Genomic DNA, 18,585 nt, shown 5'->3' on the forward strand with positions numbered 1-18,585 from the left:
ACGGTTCGCCATGCAAGCATAGCTCCTACAATCTGCATTGTTGCGTTAGAGGCTGGCAGGGGGGGGCGTTGCAGCTTGCAGCTTGTAGCTTGAGGCTGCTTTTTCACCGAAACCCCGGCATGGTCTGAATCAGATGCCGCTGCACCTCCAGCCATTCACCAATGCGGCGCCAGTGCTGCTGGTCATCCAGGTGGCGGGAGACGGCGGCGTCGAGGACGCCTTCGCCATTACTCATGGCCTGTACATAAAGCTGGGTGTCACGCAGGGTGACGAGGTAGGGGATTTTCAGGGTGGTAAGAAACTGCCGCAGCGAGTCGTACATGCGGGTACGGGTGCGGGTGCGGTTGGCTATCACTGCCAGCCGGCGCGGGCGATGCCGGTAGCTGGGGGCGAGCATGACTGTCTGCAGGAAGCGGGTGGTGGCACGAATATCAATGGGACTGGGTAGCACTGGTACCAGTACCACCTGCGAGAGGCGCAACAGGTGGTCCAGATGATGGGCATCCAGGCCGGCGGGAGAGTCGATAATGGTGATCGGTCCCGCCTGATCCAGTTTTTGTTGCAGACGCCCCAGTGACACAGGCTCCCCTGCCGGCCAGCCCAGCCCGTGGATGGTGGTGTCACGACGTAATTTCAGCCACTGCAGCGATGATTGCTGTGGGTCCATGTCGAGCAGGGAAACCTGCCGACCCAGGGCCTCGTAGTAACAGGCCAGGTTGGTAGCAATGGTGGTCTTGCCGCAGCCCCCTTTGCTGTTCGCAATCAGAATGACCATGCGGGACGAGCCGGACGAACGCGGTTGGGAGCCGATCCCCTTGGCAGGGCTGTTCTGTGCGCTATTCATGCCGTGTCTTATTCGTTTTTTTGCGTGGGATTGTACCCGGCGGTTTGAGTGGCGCGATCACTGTCAGAATAAAAGGTGATGCTGCTCACAAAACCAACACTACCGCAAAATAAGGCGCATGGATGTAATTTGTGATGTTATTTTGCTCTTGCTGGGAACTGAATCCTGTGAAGGCGGCTCAGTAAAGGGGGGAGAGAGTATCATGCGTTACTTGTTGATTATCATTGCGTTGCTGGCGATTGTGTTGGCCGTGCTGTTTAACGTGCCACTGGGTGGTGACAAGCCGTTGCTGGACTGGCAGCACGTGGAGCAGAACTGGCAGCAGCCAGAGCGGTTGCTGGACCGCGAGATTTCTCCCTGGATGGAGGAAAACCGGGAAAGCGCAGAGATGTATCGCTGGCGTGACCCCCAGGGAAACTGGCAGTATGGCCAGATTCCGCCGCCCGGTGTGCAGGCGGAACCCGTTACCGTAAAAGCTCCGAACACCATCACCGCTGAGGAAATGCGCGGTGGCGGCGGGGTGGAGCAACAACAACAGTAGGCCAATTGGAGGCAGAATGAAGAAATTGGGAATCGTGCTGGCGGGGACTGTCCTGCTGGCAGCATGTGGTCAGGAAAGCGCGGAATTGAAAAGTGATGACCAGAAAGCGTCCTACGCGCTGGGTTTCCGCAGTGCGGAGCAGATGCGCAGCCTGGAAAACCTGGATCTGGAAGCCATGGTGGCGGGCCTGCGTGACGGCTTTGCCGAAGACGGCAAATCCCAGCTGGGTGATGAAGATCTGGATCAGCTGATTCGTGATTTCCAGGGCCGCATGATTGAAGCCCAGCAGAAGAAGATGGAAGAAGCTGCCGGCAATAACCTGGAAGCCAGCGAGAAGTTCCTGGCCGAGAATGCCGAGCGCGATGGCGTTACTGTTACCGATAGCGGCCTGCAGTACGAAGTACTGGCATCCGGTGAAGAAGGTGGTGCATCCCCGACCCTGGAAGACACCGTGGAAGTGCACTACCACGGCACCCTGCCGGACGGCACCGTCTTCGACAGCTCCGTAGAGCGCGGTCAGCCGGCCAGCTTCGGTCTGCAGCATATCATTCCGGCCTGGCAGGAAGCGCTGCCAATGATGAAGGAAGGCGACAAGTGGAAAGTCGTGGTTCCGCCGTCTCTGGGCTATGGCGAGCAGGGCGCTGGTGGAGATATCGGCCCCAACCAGGCACTGATCTTCGAGATCGAACTGCTGGACGTGAAAGGCAGCGAATGAAGCAGACTCGTCGACGAGGAATAAATCCCGTCGTCACACGCTTCAACAAAAAGGGCGCCTTAGGGCGCCTTTTTTGTACGAGCTATGAGGTACGAGCTACGAGCTACGAGCTACGAGCTACGAGCTACGAGCTACGAGCTACGAGCTACGAGCTACGAGCTACGAGCTACGAGCTACGAGCTACGCTCATTGGGATAGGAAAATTCGAAAAGTTCCCTGTTCTATCGCTTCGTCTTTTCCATGTTTTACTCGCAGCTTGAAGCTCGTGGCTAGCTGCTGTGTTCAATGCGTCGCCTGCTGCCGCGGCGGTTCCTGTTGATGGATGCTGAGAATCAACTGGTCTTCCAAGGCAAAACGTTCCTCCAGCGTCTGCATCAGCAGGGCAATCCGTTCCGGTAGCTGATCCCGTTGCACCAGCCATTGTTCCGGCCGTTGGAAGTCCTCGTTGAAGGCCAGGGCTTCGTCGGTGGAATTGTCCAGTTGCTGGAGAATCTGCCGGGTGAGTGCGGGGTTGTCGCGCTGGAAATGGCGGGCCTCATTGACCAGCTCCCGGTACACCTCGAAGTAGCCAGCACTGATGTAATCCATCAGCAGCTGGCAGAAATGTTGTACCTGCTTCTGCAATGGCTGACGGTGATCGGACAGGCCTTTCAGGCCCTGCAGGGTGCACAGCAGCACAATCAGTTGCCGACGTTCATCCAGCCAGGCCTGTACCAGCGCTTCAATACGCTGCCACTGGGCCAGTGCTGCGGAATGGGAGCTTGCCATGGTTCCTCCTTGGAGTGCCCGTTGACGATTGTCTTGTTGGGCTATCGAGCCTAGAACCGGCGGGAGTGTGCTGGCAATGGGGCAAACCGGCGTGAATCCTGGTCAGCCGGAAAAAGTACGCTATCTCAGCCACTTGTCGCTAAAGACAAATTTCTTCTAATAACAGGTCTTTTAGAACGGTTGCCTGTCGTGTGCTGCCAGTCACGTCAAAGATACTGGGCCACCCAGGGCCATAGCCAGGGCAGGGCCAATGCCGTGACCAGCCCGCACAAACCCAGGGCAAGGCCGGCGAAGGCGCCCGCTTTCTCGCCGTATTCGAAGGCCCGGGCGGTGCCGATGGCGTGGGCCACCAGCCCCAGGGCAAAGCCCTTGATGCGGTGATCGGTGACCTTGAGCAGGCGGAAGATGGGGCCGGCGGCCAGCGCGCCGACGATGCCGGTGATGGCCACCGCACCGGCGGCCAGGGACACGTAGCCGCCGGTGGATTGCACCACCTCCACGGCAATCGGGGTGGTGATGGACTTGGGCGCCAGCGAGCCCACCACCTCGGGGGGCGCGCCCAGCCACCAGGCCAGCCCCACGGCAATAGCGGCGGAGATAAAGGCCCCCAGCACAGTGGCGATCAGGATCGGCGTGAGCACGCTGCGTACCGTGTGTAGCTGCCGGTACAGGGGCCATGCCAGGGCCACGGTGGCGGGGCCCAGCAGGAAGGAGATCAGGGTGGTCTGGTCCCGGTATTCCTGGTAATCCACGCCCACCAGCGGGAGCACGATAATCACCGGGATCGACGCCACCAGAAAGGGGTGAAACAGGGGCAGGCTGTTGCTGCGACCGTATACCCACAGGGCAAAGCGGTAGCTGACCAGGGTCAGCAGGATACCGAACAAGGGGGTGTGCACCAGGCTGGCCAGGCTGTCGAGTTTATCGACCATGGCTGTCCCCCGGGGATTCGCCATGCTTGCCGCCGAGCAGTTTCTTCAGCATCAGGGTCACCAGTACCAGGCTGAGTAGAGTACCCAGCACCACGGCCACGCCCAGCGCCAGCGCATAGTCTTCGTAGCGATGCCACTGCAGCACGATGCCCACCCCCAGCGGGAAGATCAGCAGGCTGATGTGCTTGATCAGGGCGCCGGCGGCGGGGGCCACCCGCTGGCTGAAGGGGGCATTGAGCAACAGCGCGAGCAACAGCAGCACCATACCCACCACGGAAGCGGGTAGCGGAATGCCGGTGAGGCGGATTACCACCTCACCGAGGAACTGGAAAAACAGCAGAATCAGCAGGCCGTCGATCATGACGTACTCAGCGTGTGGGGAGCGGACGGAACAGCTGTATCAGGGCGACCAGCAGTAGGCCGGAAAATACCACCAGGGACCAGGCCGGCAGGCTCAGACCCAGGAAGGACCAGTCCATTTCCGCGCATTCCCCGGAGCCGGCCAGCACTTCCTGGATCACGCTCTGCAAGGGGAACACATCCAACATGTAGTTGAGGCCGGGCCCACAGGCGGGCACCTGATCCGGCGGCAGGTTCTGCAGCCAGATATGACGGATGGAGACGGCGCCGCCGGCAATCGCTGCCAGCCCGGTGAACGCCCCGTAAATACGCACCCCGGTACGCCCGGGACCATGCAAGGCGGCAATCAGCAGAATCAGGGCGGCGGCGATTACGCCGATGCGCTGAAAGATACACAGCGGGCAGGGCTCAAGGCCGTCCGCGTGTTGCAGATAAAGGGCGCCGGCCATGGCGGCAATACAGGCCAGCAGGGCAAGCAGATTAAGCTGACGGGGTGCGGGGATCAGGGACGACATGGGCCACTCTTTTCGTCGGGGACCGGCGAAGGGTAGGCAAAAGCGGGGTTGGCGGCAACCATCCGGGGATAGAAAGCCGGCGGGTAGCAGAGTCTTTGCTGTTGGAATCTTGCTTGCAAGGCTCCAACAGGTGGATCAGGCCTGCCGGGCATCCTGCTCCTGCAGGTTGCGATCATGCCAGGCCTGGATGCCCGCTTCCCACCCCTGAAACCACCACTCTGCCAGGGCATCATCGGCGGAATAAGGACAGCGATTGTTGTCGCCTCCACCCATGCCCCACATACATCCTTGGTTGTAGGCCTTTTCGCACTGATCGCGATCTGCCATTGCGACACTCCCCAACTGGTTAGTTCGAGACTATCACCGCAGGCCGCGCTGCATAGGGACAGAGCTCGTGTTTTTGTTGTGAAATTGCAGAGAAAGAGGATCGGTGGGTACGGTTGAGACGCAGTGCACAGTGGCTTTGTGATAGCAGCATCAAGGTTTCAGGAAACTGGCTTTACCACAGAGGGCAAAGAGCACACCGAGGAAAACCTTGTCTCGTGCCCTCTGTGGTGAAAATGCCTTTTGCGGCCTGAATCACTCTCGTGGTTGGCCGGGGCGTCAGTCGCGGAAGTAATCCGCCAGGTAATCCTCGAAGCTCTGGGTTTCCGCGTTTTCCCAGTGGCGTTGCTCGGTGAGGCTGTGTTCGGCCAATTGTTCCAAGCGCTGGTTGGTGTCGTCGCAGCGCTGGCGTGACAGGAAGTGATCCCGGTGGGCCAGAGCCTGGTTCATGGCGAACTGGAAGAAACTCTGCTGACGGCTTTCCAGTTTTTCCAGAATGCGGGCGGACGGGGTGGTCTCCGGGTTGTCCACTTTTTCCTGCTGGCGGGCCAGGGCATCGCTGTAGTTATTGCCGCCGTGGGTGCGGTCAAACAGTTCGGCGATGGGCTGCATCTGCTGCAGTTTTTCTGTTGCCCAGTCTTTCAGTGATATGGCCTTGCCCCAGTTGCACAGCTCGGTGGCGGTGTCGCGCCCCTCGTAGACCACCTTGCGCAGGTTTTCCTTGCTGGCATGCAGGTCACATTTTTCCAGTTGCGGGGATTCGCGCAGCAGGCAGTAGGTGGCAAACAGGTCCAGGAAACGGATTTCCTGCTGGTTGATCCCCACTGGCTCGAACGGGTTCAGATCCAGGGCGCGAATCTCGATATATTCCACGCCGCGCTTCTGCAGGGCGGTGGTGGGGCGCTCACCCTTGTTGATGGTGCGCTTGGGACGGATCGAGGAGTAGTACTCGTTCTCGATCTGCAGAATATTGGCATTGAGCTGGCGATAATCGTCGCCCACTTTCACACCGATCTTTTCATAGGCCGGTTCTGGTGTCTTGATGGCGTGGGTGAGAGTGGCTACGTACTCGTCCAGATTGTTGTAGCTGATTGCCAGCGACGACTGGGCATTGTTCTGGTAGCCCAGATCGCTCATGCGCAGGCTGGTGGCGTTGGGCTTGAACAGGGTGTGGTCAAAGGTGTCCAGCTGGTGTTCGCGGCCCGCCAGGAAAGATTTACACAGGGCTGGTGAGGCGCCGAACAGGTATACCAGCAGCCAGGAGTAACGCTGGAAGTTGCGGGTCAGATCAAAGTAGCGTTTGGAGATGTAATCCTGCAGGGGGCCACTTTCTCCCTCCAGCACCTGGTTCAGTTTCCAGAACTCTTCCGGGTAGGAAAAGTTGTAGTGAATGCCGGCAATAGTCTGCATCTTGCGGCCATAGCGGTGGCCGAGACCCTCCCGGTAAACGCTCTTCATGCGACCCACGTTGGAGCTGCCGTACTGTGCCACCGGCACGTCGGCATCGTTGCTGATCATGCACGGCATGGAGTTCACCCACAGCACCTCGTCACCGATATGGCTGTACACGTAGCGGTGTAGCTGCTCGAGAAATTCCAGCGGCTTGTGCAGCTCGGTGCTGGGCGGAGTAATGAACTCCAGCAGTGCTTCGGAGTAGTCCGTGGTGATATAGGGGTGGGTCAGGGCGGAGCCCAGTGCTGCCGGGTGCGGCGTCTGCGCCAGAGTACCGTCGGTAGTAATGCGCAGGCTTTCTTTTTCGATGCCGCGGCGGATACCCGCCAGGGTGGCGGCGGCGTCTGAGTCCAGCAGGGCGTGAATACGCTGTTCAAGTTTCATGGTTTGGCCCTGTCGAATCGCCGGGCGAGCCCGGCGACGGGTGTGACGGAAATCCGACAATCATGGGGCAGTAGAATGACAGAGAGAAGTCACCGGGTCACAGGCGCTTCTTGCCTTTCTTCTGCTCGTCCTTGGCCTTGGCGAACAGGTCCGCAAAGGTGCCGCCGCTGCTCTGGGGCTGACCTCCACCACGCTTGTTCCCACCCTGGCGCTGGCCTCCGCCATTGCCCTTGCGGGCGCTGGCAGGGCGTTGCCCGTCCGCTTTCTCGGCGGGCTTGTCGTCCATGCGCATGGTCAGGCTGATGCGTTTACGGTCCAGATCCACTTCCAGCACTTTCACCTTGACGATATCGCCAGGTTTGACGACGTCGTGCGGATCTTCCACGAATTTGTCGGCCAGGGCGGACACATGCACCAAACCATCCTGGTGAACGCCGATATCCACGAAGGCACCGAAGTTGGTCACGTTGGTCACCGTCCCTTCCAGAATCATGGAGGGCTTCAGGTCCTTGAGGGTTTCCACCCCTTCCTTGAAGACGGCAGCCTTGAATTCCGGGCGCGGGTCGCGGCCGGGTTTTTCCAGTTCGCTGAGAATATCGGTGACTGTAGGCAGACCGAACGTGTCGTCGGTAAAGTCGGCGGCGTTGACCTTCTTCAGGAAGGGCACGTCACCGATCAGCTCCTTGAGCGGGCGGCCGTGTTTCTCGGCGATCTTTTCCACCAGCGGGTAGGCTTCCGGGTGCACGGAGGAACTGTCCAGTGGATTGGCGGCGTCCATGATGCGCAGGAAACCGGCGGCCTGTTCGAAGGTCTTGTCGCCCAGGCGCGGTACCAGCTTCAGGTCGGCGCGGCTGGCAAAGGCGCCGTGGCTTTCTCGGTAGGTAACGATGTTGCCGGCGATGGTGCTGTTGAGGCCGGCGATGCGTGCCAGCAGCGGGGCGCTGGCGGTATTCACGTCCACCCCCACGGAGTTCACACAGTCTTCCACCACCGCATCCAGCGAGCGAGACAACTTCAGCTGGCTCACGTCATGCTGGTACTGCCCCACGCCGATGGCTTTCGGATCGATCTTCACCAGCTCGGCCAGCGGGTCCTGCAGACGGCGGGCAATGGAGACGGCACCACGGAAAGACACGTCCAGATCCGGGAATTCCCGGGCGGCGGTTTCCGAGGCGGAATACACCGAGGCGCCGGCTTCGGACACCATGATCTTCTGAATGTTGCCCTTGCTGGCCTTGACCACTTCGCCAGCCAGCTTGTCGGTCTCGCGGCTGGCGGTGCCGTTACCGATGGCGATCAGTTCCACCTTGTGCTTCAGGCACAGGGCGGCGAGCACGGACAGGGACTGGTCCCATTGATTCTTGGGCTGATGCGGGAAAATGGTGGTATGTTCCAGCAGCTTGCCAGTGGCATCCACTACCACCACTTTCACCCCGGTGCGCAGGCCAGGGTCCAGGCCCATGGTGCACTTGGGGCCGGCCGGGGAGGCCATCAGCAGACTCTTCAGATTGCGTGCAAATACCTGGATGGCCTCTTCCTCGCCCAGCTCACGGACCCGGCCCAGCAGTTCGGTTTCCAGGTGGGTGTTGAGCTTGATCTTCCAGGTCCAGCGCATCACTTCCTTGAGCCAGTCATCGGCGGCGCGGCCCTGATGCTGCCAGCCGGTTTCGGCGGTAACCATGGCTTCGCAGGGATGTGGCTGGGCGGTTTCCAGCTCTTCCGGCAGCACCATGGAGACATGCAGGATGCCTTCGTTGCGACCGCGGAACAGGGCCAGGGCCCGGTGGCTGGGGATGCCCTTGATGGTTTCGCTGTGGTCGAAGTAGTCGCTGAACTTGGCGCCTTCCTTTTCCTTGCCGTCCGCCACTTTGGACTGGATGTGGGCCTTGTCCCAGAGGAAGGTCCGCAGGCGGGTGAGCAGGTCGGCGTTCTCGGCGAAGCGCTCCATGAGGATCTGTTTGGCGCCGTCCAGGGCATCCTTGGCGCTGGCAATCTTGTGTTCTTCGTTCAGGTAACCGGCGGCCAGTTCTTCGGGGTTCTGGGTCGGGTCGTCCAGCAGGCCGTCGGCCAGCGGTTCCAGGCCGGCTTCCCGGGCGATCTGGGCGCGGGTGCGGCGCTTGGGTTTGTAGGGCAGGTAGAGATCTTCCAGCCGGGTCTTGGTGTCGGCGGCCTTGATGGCCTTCTCCAGTTCCGGGGTCAGCTTGTCCTGCTCGGCGATGCTTTTCAGGATGGCCTCGCGGCGCTCTTCCATCTCGCGCAGGTAGCGCAGCCGTTCTTCCAGGTTACGCAGCTGGGTGTCGTCCAGACCGTCGGTTACCTCTTTACGGTAACGGGCGATAAAGGGGACGGTGGCACCGTCGTCGAGCAGGCCTACGGCAGCGTGGACCTGGCGTTCCTGACAGCCGATTTCCTCGGCGATAATCTGTTCAATACTGCGCATGACATTTCCTGGCTGCGTGCGGCCTGCAGGCGTATTGCGTGCAGGCGTAAAACAAAACGACCGAAATCATAGGCAATGATCCCGGTCGTTAACAGATTGACTTGTCGAAGCGGCTATGTTGCGAATGTAAGCCTAGCGGGGCACTAGCCCAGCACTTCGTTGATCTTGGCGATCAGCTCGGCTTCCTTGGGCGGCTTGATGATGTAGCCGGCAGCCCCCTGGCGCTGACCCCAGACCTTGTCGGTCTCCTGATCCTTGGTGGTCACCAGAATCACCGGAATCTGTTCGGTGGCCGGGTCACGGGTAATTTTGCGGGTGGCCTGGAAGCCATTCAGTTCTGGCATTACCACGTCCATGAGAATCAGGTCAGGCTTTTCCTCACGGGCTTTTTCGATCCCTTCCATACCATTGGTCGCGGTGATGACCTCGTGGCCTTCGCCCTGGACGATCTTGACCAGATTGGTCAGTTGAGTCGGCGAGTCGTCCACCACAAGAATTTTGGCCATGTTGCTCTCCTCGCGCCGATATTGCAGTGCTTCGGCGATACTTTGTTTTTGTCTGGTTTGTCAGACGCGAATAATACCAGTCACTGTTCAAAAGGTAAGCTGTCGAATTATGGCACTGTGATGCCGTAATCAGTCAGCCAGGTTCAGCTTGTCAGCGTTTGGGCGCTGCGCCGGCTCCAAAATAGCAGTGGCAGCACGATAAGTGCTGTAACAAGGCTCCAGCGCGCCTGCGACCAGAAAGCACCGGCCAGCAACTCCCCCTGCAGGCCTGCCAATGGCGCCAGTGCTGCTATCAGCAGACTGCCGAAACCTGTCACCAGCAGCCAGTATACGGCCAGCCTGCTAGCCCGCTGGCGGCGCCGGAACAGCTGCCACAGGAAGGCGGCGCCCAGGCCCGTCATCAGCAGCCACAGCAGCCCGGTCGGTGCCACCAGCAACGGTCCAGCGTCGGCGTTCAGCGCCTGCAGCAGCAGCGGTAGTTTGCCCAGTATTGTCAGCAACAGCCAGGGGCCGAGAATCATTACCCACCACAGGTGGCCACCCAGACCCTGCGGGCCCGGTTGTTGGCGGTAATGGGCCGGGTCGAAACGCCAGGCACGGCGTGCCAGTTCGCCCCAGTTGGCCGGTGCCAGATGTGGGCCAACGCCCTGGAGACGGTCACGCTGCTCCTCGATCAGCATCAGCATGGCTGGCACCACAAGCAGGATCAGTACGGTGCCGAACAGTAACCCGAAGACAATGCTCACCGCCATGGGCTTGAGGAACTGGGCCTGCAGGGAGCTTTCGAACAGGATTGGGGTGAGGCCGGCGATGGTGGTGATGGAGGTCAGCAGCACCGCCCGCAGTCGGCGTACACAGGCTTCCACGATGGCCTCGAAGCGTTCCATGCCCTCGGCCACCAGTTGCTGGTAGAAGCTCACAAGCACGATGGAATCGTTGACGATAATGCCGGACAGACCGAACAGCCCCATGGCCGAGAACATGGAAAACTTGATGCCGAAAGGCGCGGTGAAGATATGCCCGATCACCGCGCCGGTGAGGCCGAAGAAAATGGCGGTCATGATCGCCAGGGGCCAGGAGTAGGAGCTGAATACCCAGGCCAGCACCACATAGATCAGGGCCAGGCCGAGCAGTGCACCGGTAGCCATGTCCTTGAGGTTGTCGGCCTGTTCCTGCAGCTTGCCCTCGTAGCCGACACCGATGCCGTATTTGGCTTTCAGGTCGGGCAGGGTGCTGTCATTGAGGCTGGCAATGATTTCGTTGGCGTTGCCCTGCTCCGGGTCCAGATCCGCGTAGACGGTGACGGCCAGTTCGCCGTTGACCCGGCGCAGTAAGTCCACGCCTTTACGGGCATCAAAGTTCACCACGTCCCGCAGGGCGATGGCCTCGCCCTGGGCAGTGATGATGGGCAGACGCTCCAGTGCGGTGAATTGGCGACGCTCATTATCCGGCAGCATCACCCGCACTTCGATTTCCTCGTCTTCCTCGTTATAGAGCTGGGCCAGATTGCCGTCGAAGGCGGCGCGTAACTGGCTGGCCACCTCGTTGAGGGTCAGCCCCAGAGCGCGGCCCTGGGCGGTCAGTTCAAAGGTCAGTTGTTCCTTGCCGTAGGGCAGGTCGTCGTCCACGTTGCTGACCCCGGCAAAATCGTTGAGTCGTTCCTGCAGTGCCAGGGACGCCTGCTTCAGTGTCGGCGCATCACTGCCGGTGAGCTTCACCTCGATGGGTTTGCCGGGGGGGCCGGCTTCGGGTTGGGAAATGGTGAGCTGGTCCAGACCGGCGGGCAGGGTGAGTTTCTCACGCCAGCTCTGGATCAGCTGGTCATTGCTGATTTTCCTGTCCGAGCCCACATGGACTTCCACCACCAGGGTGCCGTATTCATCACCGTATTTTTCCATGCGCCCGCCGGGGTTGGGGAAGCCGGCGGCGGCGCCATGGTGACTGATGACAGTCTTGACCAGATGTCCCCCCAGTTCCTCATTGGTCTCGTTCAGGGCGTCTTCCAGATGGGACAGGAAGCGATCCACCTGGCGCCGGTCGGTGCCGGAGGAAAACTCCACCACGGCCCGCAGCTGATCTCCATCCACCGGCGGGAAGAAGGTGAACTTGAGCCAGCCGGTGGCGATCAGGCTCAGCGCCAGGATGAAAGCCGCTATGGCGGAGACGCTGACCAGATGCCGATGACGAATGGCCCAGGCTACCAGCGGCCGGAAGCGCTCTTCGCGAAACCGGTTGAAACCGGCGTCGATACGCTCCCGCACCCCGGAGGCTTTCACCTGAATGCCCCTGAAGCTGTGGTGTAGATGGCCGGGCAGTACCAGAAAGCATTCCAGCAGGGAGGCCAGGATCACACAGATCATCACGAAGGGAATGTCGAAGGCGATCTTGCCCATGGCGCCGCTCATCATGCCCAGGGGCAGAAAGGCGGCAATGGTGGTGGTGCTGGAGGCCACCACCGGCCAGAACATCCGTCGGGCGCCCCCCAGGGCGGCACGCTGGGCGGACTCCCCCTGCTGTAAGTGTGTGAGGGTATCCTCGCCCACCACAATGGCATCGTCGACGATGATCCCCAGGGCCAGAATCAGGCCAAACAGGCTGATCATGTTGATGGTGCCGCCAAACAGCCAGACCAGCCCCAGGGTGGCCATGAAAGACACAGGGATGCCCACGGTGACCCACCAGGCCACCCTGGCATTGAGAAAGAAATAGAGCGTAGCGATCACCAGCAGCAGGCCGCTGATGCCATTCCACAGCAGGGTGGAGATGCGTTCCTGTACCAGCTTCCAGGCCTCGAAATAGAAGGTCATCTGTACACCTTCCGGGAGGGTGGTGCGGTACTCTGCCCCCCAACTGCGAACCTTGTCGGCCAGCTCCAGCATGTCTCCGTCTTCGCCGCGCATCACCTGCAGTTCGATGGCCGGGTTGCCCTGATAGGTGAGGGTGGGCTGGTCGTCCCGGGGCCGCCGCTCGATGGTGGCCACGTCGCCCAGACTCAGTTGCTGGCCGTCGGTGGTGGTAATCAGTGGCAGATCGGCGAAGGCCCGCTCGTCACGGCGCTGTCCCAGGGCGCGCAATTGTTTGGCGGCGTCATCCCGGCCCGCGGTGCCGGCGGGAATGTCCTGACTGAAACTGCGTACCCGGTTGCTGATCTCGCCAAGACTCATGCGCAGATCATGCAGGGCCGCAGCGGGGATCTGGATGGCCATTTCTTCTTCCGGCAAGCCGAGGAAGTCCACCTTGCCGGCCCCCAGGGCGAGGATTTCGTCCTCCATGTTGCGCACCAACGGACGCAGCTCTTCCAGGGAGCCGTTTTCCGTGGACACCATGATGGAGGTGACCAGCGAATAGTTGGTGATCTTCTGAATCACCGGTCGTTCGGCGTCCTGGGGCAGGTTGCGGATGGAGTCGATGCGCTGGCGTACTTCGTCCAGAGCCAGTCCCAGGTCGGTGCCATCTTCCAGCTCGATAAAGATGGCCGAGGCGCCCTGCTGGGAACGAGCGATCAGCTTCTTGGTGTTGGGCAGGGTTTTGATGGCTTGCTCCACCGGAATGGTGATGGAGCGCTGCACATCCTCCGGGCTGGCCCCCCGCCAGGGGATGGTGACGGTGATGTAGTCGAAATCAAAATCCGGAAACAGCTGGGTGTTGAGCCGGTTGAGGCCGAGAAACCCGAGCATCACCATCAACAGCATCAACAGATTCGATGCGACCTTGTGCTCGGTAAAGCTGGCGATCAGGCCCCGTGACTCACTCACCCTGATTGCCCTCTTTGTTGCTGCCTTCCTTGCTGTCGATAACGGCTGGTGCCGAAGCACCCTTTACGTCTGATTCTCCAATGTCTGCGTTGCTGCCCGGCACCGGTTGCGGATCCACCGGCAGGCCGACAATAGCCTGGGGCAGCTGGGTGGTCATGATGCGCTCACCCCCTTCAAGCGTGGGCGCATGGAGAAGCAGCTGTGCGTTTTCCCGATCCATGGCTTCGCCGACGATGTCTGCCTGGGCGCGCCGAAGGCGGTTGTCGTCATCAATCACATAGAGGCGATTGAGGCCGTGCAGGGCGGTGGCCGGCAGGGCAATCAGGTTATCCCGGGCTGGCAGGGTCAGTGTGATGGTCAACGGCCGGCCCAGGGCGGCAGCGGGCACCCCATCGACAAATTCGAACAGGCCGTCGATGCCGCCACGGGCTTCGCTGGCTTCGCCGGCCAGTCGTTTGAGGTTCAGCGCCAGGGTGTGGCCTTCCAGTTCGGTGCTGGCGGCCAGTTGCCCCTGATCCAGGCCATCGCGCACGGCGGCCAGGTAGCGTTCGGGAATCTGTGCGCGTACTTCCAGTTCGGCGTTGGCAAACAGGCTGAGCAAAGGTTCACCGGGGCGTACCCGCTCCCCCGGTGCCACCGGAATGTGTGTCACGGTGCCATCGAAGGGGGCTTCGACACGAGTGCGGGTCAGGTCCAGTTCTGCCTGCTGCAGCTGGGCTTCGGCGCTGGCCAGTCGGGCTTTCATGCGAGCCAATTCGTTCTCGAAATCGCTGACGCTGAGCTGGCGCTGGCTCAATGACAGTTCGGCACGGGCCTTGGCTTCCTCTGCCTGGTCCAGCTGGGTCTGGGAGACCAGATTTTTTCCGCGCAGGGATTGCAGCCGTTGCAGATTGTCTTCGGAGAGTTGTGCCAGTTTCTTTTCCAGCGCCAGGTTTTTCTTGTCGCTCTGATAGCGCAGGCGGGTGGTCTGCAATTGGGCGGCGGCCTCGTCGCGGCTTGCCTTGGCTTGATCCCGGGTCAGCGCCGCCTCGGTGTCGTCCAGCTGGATCAGCAACTGGCCAGCGCTGACCTTGCTACCGGCGCGCACCGGGATGTTGGACACATTGGCAGTCACCACGGCGGTCAGGTTGGCGGCACGGGGGGATTGTACCCGCCCGAACAGCTGGATATGGGGGGAGCGGGCGCCGGGATCGGCCAGCACAAAACGCACCCGGTCGTGGCGCTCGCTCACATCGCGGGTAGGGGCGGACGGTTTGAATACGGCCAGCAATACAATAGCCAGAATGGTGCCCAGGATGACCAGGGCCACAGGTGGGAGCTGTTTCAAACGGTCTCGCAAGGGAGGAATCCTTTGTTGATAGCCATTCTTATTTGTCGCGTACTGTAGCGATTTCTCTTTCTGGTGCCTACTTGGGCTGCCGCTAGGCAGCACTGGCAGTGAATCAGCTTCGCAGACTGCAATGTTTTTATACAATCTCTTCAGGCCATTTTCTTGCACGTTCGGTCCACAACGCGTAAATCAGAGTCTGCGATAAGTGGAGGCACCGTGACAGAACAACAGGATAAAATTCTCGTCGTCGATGACGACGCCCGTCTGCGCAGTCTGCTGCAGCGTTTTCTCGAAGAGGCGGGCTATGCCGTCAAGGCGGTGGGCGATGCGGAGCAGATGGATCGGGCCCTGTCCCGGGAAATCTATTCGCTGATGGTGCTGGACCTGATGCTGCCCGGGGAAGATGGCCTGTCCATCTGCCGGCGTCTGCGTGAGGCGGAAAACCGGATGCCGATCATCATGCTGACCGCCAAGGGCGATGATGCGGAGCGCATCGAGGGGTTGGATGCAGGTGCCGATGATTATCTCCCCAAGCCGTTCAATCCCCGGGAGCTGGATGCCCGTATTCGGGCAGTGCTGCGCCGTCACGTACGTGAATTACCCGGTGCGCCCAGTAAGGAAGAAGGTGGGGTGAACTTCGGCCCCTGGGAGCTGGACCTGGGTAACCGCACCCTGTTGCGCGATGGCGATCCGCAGAATCTGACCACCGGTGAATTCGCCGTGCTCAAGGCCCTGGTGCAAAACCCCCGCGAGCCGCTCACCCGTGACAAGCTGATGAGTCTGGCCCGGGGGCGCGAATGGTCCGCCATGGAGCGTTCCATCGACGTGCAGGTATCGCGGCTGCGGCGCCTGCTGGAAGACGATCCCTCCAAGCCCCGTTATATCCAGACTGTCTGGGGTGTGGGTTATGTGTTTGTGCCGGATTGAGAGAGGTCTGATGTCTGCCGTCGGATGTCCATTGTTCGGGGTTTGACCTCCGACGTCCGACGCCGGGTCTGCTATTCTCTGCTCACACCGTCATGGAATCTCGCCAGTGAAGTTTTATCCCCGCACTGCCTTTGTCCGTTCTGCCATCGTGGTCGGGCTGGTCATCGGCATCAGCCAGGCGCTGACCCTGTGGTTCTTTGCCCGTAACGCCTACCTGCCCGGTATTCGCGAGTATGCCCGTCTGACAGTGCTGCAGGCGGAGCTGGCGTTTTCCTCTTCCGGTGATGAAGACGCTCGACTCGCCCAGCGGTTGGCCGGCGCCACCAGTATTGAAGTGGCCACTCCTGACAACCTGCATCAGGGTACCGTGCTGTTGTCCCAGCCGGTGGTCAGCCGCTTTCGGGAAGAGTTGCAGGAGCGTCTGCGCGAGCCGGTCACGGTAAGGCTGGAGGACAGTCGCCAGCCGGTGCTGTGGGTCAGTGCGCCGTCGTTTCAGGGGCAGTGGTTGCGGGTGCCCATGGAATTCTTCCGTGACTATGATCGCTACCTGCTGCTGGGCTGGGGGGTGACAGTGCCGCTGCTGGCCATTATCGGCGGCCTGTTGATTGCCCGGGGTCTTAATCTGCCGTTGCGCAGGCTGGCCCGGGTAGCATTGAAAGTGGGCCGTGGTGAAGCGGTGCCGGTGCTGGATACCAGTATCGGGCCGGAGGAGATTCAGGCGGTGAACGCGGCTTTCAACCGGATGACCAGCGATCTGCAACAGGCCCAGCGGGACCGGGCCCTGTTGCTGGCGGGGGTGTCCCATGACCTGCGTACACCGCTGACCCGATTGCGATTGTCGGCGGAATTCATGCAGGACGATGAGCTGGCCCACGGCATTATCGAAGACATCGAGGATATGGACGCCATTCTCGACCAGTTCATTTCCTTTATCCGCGACGGTGCCGATGAGCAGCCGGACCTGGAAAATCTCAACGATCTGATACAGGAAGTGGCTGGCAAGTATCCTGCTGAAAAAATTCGTTATGAGTTGCAGGATCTGCCGCGTCTGATGCTCAAGCGGCTTACCGTAAAGCGAATGCTGGCCAATCTGATTGGTAATGCGCTCAAGTATGGCGCGGCACCTGTGGAGGTGCGCACCGCTGTCACCGACAATGTGGTGCGACTGACTGTCAGGGACCATGGCAAGGGTGTTCGCGAAGAGGACATTCCCCTGTTGTTGCAGCCGTTTTCCCGGGGTGAGAAAGCTCGCACCCTCAGTGGTAGTGGTCTGGGGCTGGCCATCGTCAAGCGCATTGTCGACATGCATCACGGCGAAATTAATCTGGCTAACCATGAACACGGTGGTTTGCTGGTGGAAGTACGTTTCCCGGTGACCGGCAAGTTTGTGCAGCCGGAATCGCTCTCTGCGGGGGTACGTTAACGAACCGGCCGATAACAAAAAAACCACATTCTCGGGTCGGGAATGTGCGCTGACGCAAAGTCTGGTTTTGCTCAGCAGCGCATTCTATTGAGCATGTCGCCAGCAGTACTTCTAAAACAAAAAACGGCAGAAACAATGAAAAAGATACCGTTTCGGGAAACAACAATGCTGCCCCGAAAATCTTGCCAAATGGACTTGGGAGAGCCCACCATGATTTATCCTCGGCACCCGCACTATGTCGATGCGCTGACAGTGTTTTCTTCTACCTGATCGCTGATTCCTGACCGGGAAACCCGTGTTATGAATGCCGATAGCCTGTCGCTGCAACAGCAGAAACAGGTCGTTGGGCCGCACCTTTGTGCGGCCTTTTTTTGTTTCGGAATAACGACAGATGCCCTATGACAATACGGTGTCAGAACGATACCCTTGATGCGCGAGAAAATTAACCTAGGAGAGACCATGAAGAAAATATTGCTGTTGCCTTTGCTGATTATTGCCTCCCCTGGCTTTGCGTCGGATGTGTATCAACAGGATGGATATTTCGGCGTTCAGTACAACATGCTGAATCAGGAAACAGGGGGCGATGATCTTGAAACCTCGGCTCTGCAGGCCCGTTTCGGTATGCAGTTCAATCCTTTTGTGGCGCTGGAAGGTCGACTCGGATACGGCTTTGATGATGACGATATCAGTGATGGCGCCACCACGGTGTCACTGGATCCGGAATGGCTGGTAGGCGCCTATCTGAAAGTGGGTCTGGATCGAAGTCTTCCGGTGGCTCCGTATATTTTGCTGGGGCATTCCACCGCCACTGCAGAAGTCACCACGGAAGTCAGCACCCTGTTCGGGACGGCGCGTAACACCGAGGAGCGTACTGCCAGTGATCCCTCCTACGGCGCCGGGGTCGAAGTGAATCTCAGTGAAGAAACGGCGCTGACTGCCGAATGGGTGCAGCTTGACGATGATGATGATTTCGATCTGACTACCATCAACATCGGTTTCCTGCAGCGTTTTTAATCTCTGCCGGATATGACAGGCGCAGCCTTCGGGCTGCGCCTCTCCAGCGCCCGCCCGGACAGAAAGATCAGTAACCCGCCGATAGCCAGTGCCGCGCCCACCAGCCCCACAAAAACGATGCCCGCCACCATCCAGTTAGCGGCAAAATAGAAGCTCTCCTGAATCAACGCGCACCAGATCAGAATCAGTGGAATGGCCCCCAGCGTTCCGCCATGCCGGCCTGTTCGGTGAGGATGGGCATCACATAACTGAACACCGCAAACATGCCACCGAAACCGATGCTGGCCCGCCCTGGGTGAATAGCACCTGCTGTTTGATCAGTGTCGACAGTTCGCGTCGGGGACTGACATTCGGG

At 60.1% G+C, this 18,585-nt stretch carries 16 protein-coding genes and 1 pseudogene; 5 read left to right on the forward strand and 12 right to left on the reverse strand.

The window, feature by feature from the left end:
- Positions 1-103: 103 nt before the first annotated feature.
- Entirely contained in the window at positions 104-844 is a 741-nt protein-coding gene (locus KZ772_RS14695; protein WP_290510816.1) for a ParA family protein, read from the reverse strand.
- A 202-nt stretch (positions 845-1,046) separates the two neighbouring features.
- On the opposite strand from KZ772_RS14695, the gene KZ772_RS14700 reads away from it, so the two are divergent.
- Together KZ772_RS14700 and KZ772_RS14705 are read left to right on the forward strand one after the other, a co-directional pair.
- Complete coding sequence (locus tag KZ772_RS14700) at positions 1,047-1,385, forward strand: DUF4124 domain-containing protein (RefSeq protein WP_290537266.1); 339 nt, start codon at positions 1,047-1,049, stop codon at positions 1,383-1,385.
- 16 nt (positions 1,386-1,401) lie between these two features.
- Positions 1,402-2,100 carry an FKBP-type peptidyl-prolyl cis-trans isomerase gene (locus KZ772_RS14705; protein WP_290537267.1) on the forward strand — a complete coding sequence of 233 codons (699 nt, stop codon included), beginning with the start codon at positions 1,402-1,404 and terminating at the stop codon, positions 2,098-2,100.
- A 282-nt stretch (positions 2,101-2,382) separates the two neighbouring features.
- Here the strand turns inward: KZ772_RS14705 and rsd are convergent, their stop codons facing one another.
- From rsd to KZ772_RS14755, 10 genes are all read right to left on the reverse strand, one after another.
- The gene (rsd, locus tag KZ772_RS14710) at positions 2,383-2,868 is read right to left on the reverse strand and encodes a sigma D regulator (RefSeq protein ID WP_290537268.1); all 486 of its coding nucleotides are present in this window, start codon (positions 2,866-2,868) and stop codon (positions 2,383-2,385) included.
- A gap of 206 nt (positions 2,869-3,074) precedes the next feature.
- Entirely contained in the window at positions 3,075-3,800 is a 726-nt protein-coding gene (locus KZ772_RS14715) for an LrgB family protein (RefSeq protein ID WP_290537269.1), read from the reverse strand.
- Positions 3,790-4,161 (reverse strand): CidA/LrgA family protein, encoded by a 372-nt coding sequence (locus KZ772_RS14720; protein ID WP_290537270.1) that lies wholly within the window; start codon positions 4,159-4,161, stop codon positions 3,790-3,792. The genes KZ772_RS14715 and KZ772_RS14720 overlap by 11 nt, the downstream gene beginning before the upstream one ends.
- Before the next feature lie 7 nt (positions 4,162-4,168).
- Positions 4,169-4,675 (reverse strand): disulfide bond formation protein B, encoded by a 507-nt coding sequence (locus tag KZ772_RS14725; protein ID WP_290537271.1) that lies wholly within the window; start codon positions 4,673-4,675, stop codon positions 4,169-4,171.
- Positions 4,676-4,810: 135 nt separating this feature from the next.
- A complete protein-coding gene (locus KZ772_RS14730) occupies positions 4,811-5,002 on the reverse strand; it encodes a ribosome modulation factor (protein WP_290537272.1) in 192 nt (63 codons plus the stop codon).
- 276 nt (positions 5,003-5,278) lie between these two features.
- A complete protein-coding gene (gshA, locus tag KZ772_RS14735) occupies positions 5,279-6,835 on the reverse strand; it encodes a glutamate--cysteine ligase (protein ID WP_290537273.1) in 1,557 nt (518 codons plus the stop codon).
- A 97-nt stretch (positions 6,836-6,932) separates the two neighbouring features.
- Complete coding sequence (locus KZ772_RS14740) at positions 6,933-9,275, reverse strand: Tex family protein (RefSeq protein WP_290537274.1); 2,343 nt, start codon at positions 9,273-9,275, stop codon at positions 6,933-6,935.
- 143 nt (positions 9,276-9,418) lie between these two features.
- Positions 9,419-9,781, reverse strand: a complete 363-nt coding sequence (locus tag KZ772_RS14745; protein ID WP_035246181.1) for a response regulator — start codon at positions 9,779-9,781, stop codon at positions 9,419-9,421.
- 143 nt (positions 9,782-9,924) lie between these two features.
- Positions 9,925-13,536, reverse strand: a complete 3,612-nt coding sequence (locus KZ772_RS14750) for an efflux RND transporter permease subunit (RefSeq protein WP_290537275.1) — start codon at positions 13,534-13,536, stop codon at positions 9,925-9,927.
- Positions 13,529-14,875 (reverse strand): HlyD family efflux transporter periplasmic adaptor subunit, encoded by a 1,347-nt coding sequence (locus KZ772_RS14755; protein ID WP_290537276.1) that lies wholly within the window; start codon positions 14,873-14,875, stop codon positions 13,529-13,531. Before KZ772_RS14755 ends, KZ772_RS14750 begins: the two co-directional genes overlap by 8 nt.
- A gap of 207 nt (positions 14,876-15,082) precedes the next feature.
- Between KZ772_RS14755 and ompR the strand changes: the two genes are divergently transcribed.
- The 3 genes from ompR (at position 15,083) to KZ772_RS14770 (ending at position 18,230) form a co-directional block, all read left to right on the forward strand.
- On the forward strand, positions 15,083-15,793 hold the full coding sequence (gene ompR, locus KZ772_RS14760) for a two-component system response regulator OmpR (RefSeq protein WP_290537277.1): 711 nt from the start codon (positions 15,083-15,085) through the stop codon (positions 15,791-15,793).
- 106 nt (positions 15,794-15,899) lie between these two features.
- Positions 15,900-17,216, forward strand: a complete 1,317-nt coding sequence (locus KZ772_RS14765; RefSeq protein ID WP_290537278.1) for an ATP-binding protein — start codon at positions 15,900-15,902, stop codon at positions 17,214-17,216.
- A 459-nt stretch (positions 17,217-17,675) separates the two neighbouring features.
- Positions 17,676-18,230, forward strand: coding sequence for an outer membrane beta-barrel protein (locus tag KZ772_RS14770; RefSeq protein WP_290537279.1), 555 nt, complete (start codon positions 17,676-17,678; stop codon positions 18,228-18,230).
- Here the strand turns inward: KZ772_RS14770 and KZ772_RS14775 are convergent.
- Positions 18,227-18,581: pseudogene (locus KZ772_RS14775) on the reverse strand (hypothetical protein); the annotation flags it as partial. The gene KZ772_RS14770 and the pseudogene KZ772_RS14775 overlap by 4 nt on opposite strands.
- Positions 18,582-18,585 lie beyond the last annotated feature (4 nt).

It is taken from the genome of Alcanivorax sp. (assembly GCF_019431375.1).
Taxonomy (GTDB): domain Bacteria; phylum Pseudomonadota; class Gammaproteobacteria; order Pseudomonadales; family Alcanivoracaceae; genus Alcanivorax; species Alcanivorax jadensis_A.